The sequence below is a fragment of the Marilutibacter maris genome, from assembly GCF_006546735.2.
Classification (GTDB): Bacteria; Pseudomonadota; Gammaproteobacteria; order Xanthomonadales; family Xanthomonadaceae; genus Marilutibacter; species Marilutibacter maris.
On record NZ_VICD02000033.1, the window covers coordinates 1 to 5,720 of the forward strand.

The following is a 5,720-nucleotide window of genomic DNA, read 5'->3' on the forward strand; positions in this document are numbered from 1 at the left end:
CCAGCCGCCGCGGGTTCAATCCAGGACGACCGCACCGCCACGGGTCCAGCCCAGGACGAGCGCGCCGCCGGTGAGCCGCCCGTCGGCACCGCGCGCGCGCGCCGTCGGCAACCGGCCGCGGGTCTCGGAACGCGAACTCTGACCCAAACCGCCGATACCGCGCGTCTGGCCGTGACGGCCGTCGCTTGACGTAATCACAGGGGCGGGCGCAAGCTAGCCCCGCCTGACCCGCAGCGTCGCATTGCGACGCAACATCGGTCAGGTGCAGCGCCGGCGGTCGTCGGCGCACTGCTGCAAGCGTCGATGTCGGCGTCCGGCGAGGAATCACGGATCCCCCCTGTTCCGTCCCCGTCGGACGTCGGCGCCTTGCTCCTCCGCGTGCTCCCCGCCCTTTCGAACCGACGATGCCGATTGCACGGCGGGTGACGCTACGCGTCAGTACGGATTCCGGCGGCGGGACTTGTCACGATCCAAGTCATCGGCCGTCGACGCGACCCGGAACCGCGGGGCATGCGAGGACAAAAAAAGGGCCGAACGTCCCCCGACATTCGGCCCTTTGCTTCCCCGGCGGGCACGTGGCCAGCCCCTGTTCCAATTCCGGCCGGCGCCTTGCGCCTGCCCCGTCGGGTGCATGAGTAACGATGCAGGATGCGTGCCAACCCTCGCCATCGTCGCCCCGGCGGCCGACGGCCGGGGCCTCACTGGCCTAGAATCCGCATCAGGAGCAGCGCCCGAGAGTACCGGGGGCCTGGCGAGGCCACGACGGCCGAGTCTGGTCACCGCGCGTGGCCGCATCTCCAGCAATCGAACAAGAGATCCGATGAGCAACGACTTCTTCCAGTACGACGTGATCGTGGTCGGTGGCGGCCACGCCGGCACCGAGGCCGCCCTGGCCGCGGCGCGTGCCGGTGCGCGCACGCTGCTGCTGACCCACAGCGTCGAGACGATCGGAGCGATGAGCTGCAATCCGGCGATCGGCGGCATCGGCAAGGGCCATCTGGTCAAGGAGATCGACGCGCTGGGCGGGATCATGGCGCGCGCCGCCGATGCCGCCGGCATCCAGTGGCGCCGGCTCAACGCCAGCAAGGGGCCGGCGGTGCGCGCGACCCGCTGCCAGGCCGATCGCAATCTGTATCGCGCCTTCATCCGGCGCGCGGTCGAGAACCAGCCCGGACTGACCGTGTTCCAGGCCGCGGTCGACGACATCGTGTTCGCCGACAACGAGGCGGTGCGCACGGTGGTCACCCAGACCGGGCTGCGCTTCGAGGCGCCCGCGGTGGTCCTCACCGCCGGCACCTTCCTCGCCGGCAAGGTGCACGTCGGCACCACCACCTACGCCGCCGGCCGCGCCGGCGATCCGCCCGCGGTCGCGCTGGCCGCACGCCTGCGCGAGGGGCCGTTCGTGGTCGACCGGCTCAAGACCGGCACCCCGCCGCGCATCGACGGGCGCACCCTCGACTACGCGGCGATGGAGGAGCAGCCCGGCGACGATCCGCGCCCGGTGATGTCGTTCATCGGCTCCGACGCCGACCACCCGCGCCAGGTGTCGTGCTGGATCACCCATACCCGCGAGCGCACCCACGAGATCATCCGCGCCGCGCTGGACCGCAGCCCGCTGTACACCGGCCAGATCGAGGGTACCGGTCCGCGCTACTGCCCCTCGATCGAGGACAAGGTGGTGCGCTTCGCCGAGAAGGCCAGCCACCAGATCTTCGTCGAGCCCGAAGGCCTGGATGTCGCCGAGATCTACCCCAATGGCATCTCGACCTCGCTGCCGTTCGACGTGCAGCTGGAACTGGTGCGCAGCATCCGCGGATTCGAACGCGCGCACATCACCCGCCCCGGTTACGCGATCGAGTACGACTACTTCGATCCGCGCGGACTGAAGACCACCCTGGAGACCAAGACGGTTCCCGGGCTGTTCTTCGCCGGCCAGATCAACGGCACCACCGGCTACGAGGAGGCCGCGGCCCAGGGACTGCTGGCCGGCCTCAATGCGGCGCGCTTCGTGCGCGGCGAGGGCGGCTGGTCGCCACGCCGCGACCAGGCCTATCTCGGCGTGCTGGTCGACGACCTGACCACGCACGGCACCAGCGAGCCGTACCGCATGTTCACCTCGCGCGCCGAATACCGCCTGCAGCTGCGCGAGGACAACGCCGACCTGCGCCTGACCCCGACCGGTCGCGAGTCCGGCCTGGTCGACGACGCCCGCTGGGCGCGCTTCGAGGCCAAGCGCGAGGCGATCGCGCGCGAGAACGAACGTCTCGGCGCGCTGTGGGCGGCACCGAACAATCCGCTCGGGCGCGCGCTGACCGATGCGCTGGGTATCGAGCTCAGCCGCGAAACCAACGCCCGCGATCTGCTCAAGCGCCCCGAGCTGGACTACGCGAAGCTGGCGACGGTGAGCGGCATCGGCCCGGGCGTCGACGACGCCACGGTCGCCGAACAGGTCGAGATCGAGGTGAAGTATTCCGGCTATCTCGATCGCCAGCGCGAGGAGATCGAACGCGCACGCCGTCACGAGGACACCGCGATCCCCGACGGTTTCGACTACGCCGGCGTGCGCGGGCTGTCGGCGGAAGTGCGGCAGAAGCTCGAACGCGTGCGCCCACAGACCGTCGGCCAGGCCCAGCGCATCCCCGGCATGACCCCCGCGGCGATCTCGCTGTTGCTGGTCCACCTGACCCGCCAACGCCGCAGTCGGGTGGCGTGATTCCCGTACCCAAGACCGCCGCGGTCGCGGCGACGCAGGGTCCGTAGGAGCGATGGCCTTCTCTCGTAGGAGCGGCGTGAGCCGCGATCCCCAGGCTGCGCCCGGGAATCCCCAAAGTTTGCTGCGCAAACCTTGGGCCCCGCCGGTGCGCTCCCACACCCCCATTCGCGCTGCGCGCGAATCACCCCCTGACTCAGGGGGCTGGGTCACGCCTCCACGCAGCTCCTACAGGGGGCCGGGGTTGCTCCAGAAGCAGGCGTGGCGCTTCGCTGCCGCTTGCATGGCCCGCGTTTCCGGGGCGCGGAGCCCGCGGAACAGGGTCGGCTCGAAGGCTTCCGATTGCGACCGCGGCCAGATGCCGGCGACGCGGTCGGCGACGATCACGCAGGGCTGGATGATGCCGTTGATCGTGAACACCTTGCGGTGATGCTCGGCATCCAGCACCGGCGTGCGGTCCTTGTAGCCGAGCAGGTATTCGTCGAACGCCGGCAACAGCAGCACGTCCTGCTTCGCCCCGGTCGCCGAGCCGGTCGCTTCCTGCGACCGCCAGTACGGCGTGTCATCGGACTCGAACGCCTGCGCGCCCGAGCCGCGTAGCGCCGCCTGCGAATCCTTCAGCGTCAGCCCCGACCACCAGGCCAGGTCCTGGGCGGTCGCCGGACCGTGTCCGAGCAGGTAGCGCCGCGCCAGCTCGGACAGCGCCTCCTCCCGCGACGGTGGCGACGACGCGGCTGGCGGCAGCCAGGCGTCCAGCCAGACGAAGCTGGGCTGGCGCCCCAGCCGCGGCCCCTGGCAGATCAGGCCTTCGTGGGCGAGCCGGTACAGGATGTGCAGACCGCGGCTGCTCGCGGTCGCGATCCCGGCCGCCTCCAGCGCCTGGTACAACGCCGGGCGCGGTACCGGCTCGCCGTCGCGCAGCACCCGTTCGAGCACCTGGCGGCAGTGCTTGAGCACCTTCGCGTCGAGGCCGTACTCGCGCTCGTGGCGGGCATCGTTGCGCGCCTGCGCGCGCGGCGCCAGCAGCGCCTGCAGCCAGCGCACGTCCTCGGCGGCGACGAAGTGCAGGGTGCCGCGCATCGGCCAGGTGCGGACGATGCGCCGCGCCGATATCGCCGCCTCCACCTCCGCGGCGCTCCCCGCATCGGCCCGCAATCCGATCGCCCACAGCGCGGCGTTGTAGTCCTGCGCCTGTACCGCCAGCAGGCGCGTCACCGCCGCGTGCGGGTTCGCGGCCTTCACCGACGCGAGGTGCTGGGCGGCAAGGCGCGAATGCAGCAGGCCGGTGGTGGTCTTCGCGGCGGACATCATTTCTCCTTGCGCCAGTTCAACGAGGCCCGGTTCTCCTCGGTGCTGCTCTCGATCTCGACGTCGAAGCCCAGTCCGAGCAGGTACTTGAGGGTGAGCACGGTACCGCTGCCGACCAGCGACACGCCATAGCCGACGTACAGCCGCGGCGACAGCCGCTTGCCGAAACCGAACACGCTGCCGAGGGTGCGGCTCTCCATCGCGCCGGCATCGTCGAGGCCGATCTTGCTGCCCAGCTGCGAGGCCAGCACGCTGCCGCCGGCGGCCAGCGCGGCATTGGCGGCGGTCAACTGCTCGCTTTCGGCGGAACTGGTGTTCGACAGCGGCCGCCCCAGGGTCAGGTAGGCGAGCGCGTCGGACTGGGTGGTGGCCGGGTCCGACCACACCTCCACGCTCGGCGCGCTGACCCGGCCGCCGATGTCGACGCCGGCGGTGACGTCGCCGATCTGGCGGGTCGCGCGGATGTCCAGCAATGGATCGGAGACCGGGTTGTTCGACCAGCCCAGCGAACCGCGCTTGATGGTCAGGTCCTGGCCGTAGGCCTTGTAGCGGCCTCCGACGTTGAGGGTGCCGTTGGCGAGCATCTCGCGACCGGGCCGCGCGCGCACCCGCATCTGGCCGCCGAGCCTGCCCTTGAGGCCGAAACCGTTCAGACGCACGTCGTCGCCGAGCACGATGCCGATGTCCAGATCCAGCGGCGATGCGCCGCCATCCTCGGGATCGGCCGGATCGAGCACGACCACGTCGTCCGACGCCGACACCCCGCCCTCCAGGTGTTCCAGCTCGATCCGCGCGCTGGGCACGGTGACCGTGCCGCTCGCGGTGATCGGTTCGCCGGCGGCGATCCGCACCCGCACGTCGGGACTGGCGACCGCGTGCAGGTCGCGGGTATCGGACACCAGCACGTTCTCGCCGTGCACGCGCAGTTCCAGCGGCGGTCCGCCATCGGTCCAGCCGAGCACGCCGTCGACCCGCAGATCGCCGCCGCCGGCATCGCCGTTGCCGCTGCCGATGCTGCCCTCGATGCGCGCGCTGCCGTCGCCCTGGGCGATCAGGCGCACGTCGCCGTCGTGCAGCAGCAGGCCCAGCGCGGGCACCTCGGTGCTGAACGCGCTCAGCCGCGCCTGGCCGCCCAGGCGCGGATCGCCCCGGGTGCCGGTCAATGCGATGCGGCCTTCCAGCAGTCCGCTGGGTTCGACGATGTCGGGCGAGAACAGTTCCAGCCAGACCAGTTCGTCGATGTTGAAGCTCAACGCGCCGTCCAGCGGCGAGTAGTCGTCCCAGCCGGTATTCAGCCTCGCGTCCAGGCGCCCGTCCTCGTTGATCACCGACCCCAGGGTCGCCTCGATCCGGCGCGGGTCGAAGCGCGCGTCCAGGCGCAGGTCGCGATAGTTCAGCGGCTCGCGCTCGCCGCGGCGGCGGAAGCGCGCGCCGCCGCTGGCCGAGCTGACCCGCACTTCGCCCTCCCAGGCGTTGCCGGCCGGCCTGAGCCGCGCATCGATCGCGATCTCGCCGCGCAGGAACCACGGCCGCCCGTCGGCGCGCTCGGGCAGGTAGCTCTCGACCAGGCTCAGCGGCAGGCCGTCGCCGTCGATGCTGGCGCCGCGCCGCGGCCAGTCCGCCTCCACGCACAGCGCGCCACCGACGCTGGCGCCGATGCAGCCGCGCTCGAGCCGTCCGTTGCGGCCGTCCCAGCCGAACG

At 71.4% G+C, this 5,720-nt stretch carries 4 protein-coding genes; 2 read left to right on the forward strand and 2 right to left on the reverse strand.

The features are described from left to right. Together FKV24_RS19470 and mnmG are read left to right on the forward strand one after the other, a co-directional pair. Nucleotides 1–189, forward strand: a 189-nt coding sequence (locus tag FKV24_RS19470; protein WP_211371762.1) for a hypothetical protein, incomplete at its 5' end; no start/stop codon positions are given. A 631-nt stretch (nucleotides 190–820) separates the two neighbouring features. Further along, nucleotides 821–2,713: a tRNA uridine-5-carboxymethylaminomethyl(34) synthesis enzyme MnmG gene (mnmG, locus tag FKV24_RS02995; RefSeq protein ID WP_141481162.1), complete on the forward strand. Its 1,893-nt coding sequence runs from the start codon at nucleotides 821–823 to the stop codon at nucleotides 2,711–2,713. A gap of 225 nt (nucleotides 2,714–2,938) precedes the next feature. Here mnmG and FKV24_RS03000 read toward each other — a convergent pair whose 3' ends face one another. Then, entirely contained in the window at nucleotides 2,939–4,018 is a 1,080-nt protein-coding gene (locus FKV24_RS03000) for a DNA glycosylase AlkZ-like family protein (RefSeq protein ID WP_170288191.1), read from the reverse strand. After that, nucleotides 4,018–5,720, reverse strand: a 1,703-nt coding sequence (locus tag FKV24_RS03005; RefSeq protein ID WP_211371763.1) for a translocation/assembly module TamB domain-containing protein, incomplete at its 5' end; no start/stop codon positions are given. The genes FKV24_RS03005 and FKV24_RS03000, both read right to left, overlap by 1 nt.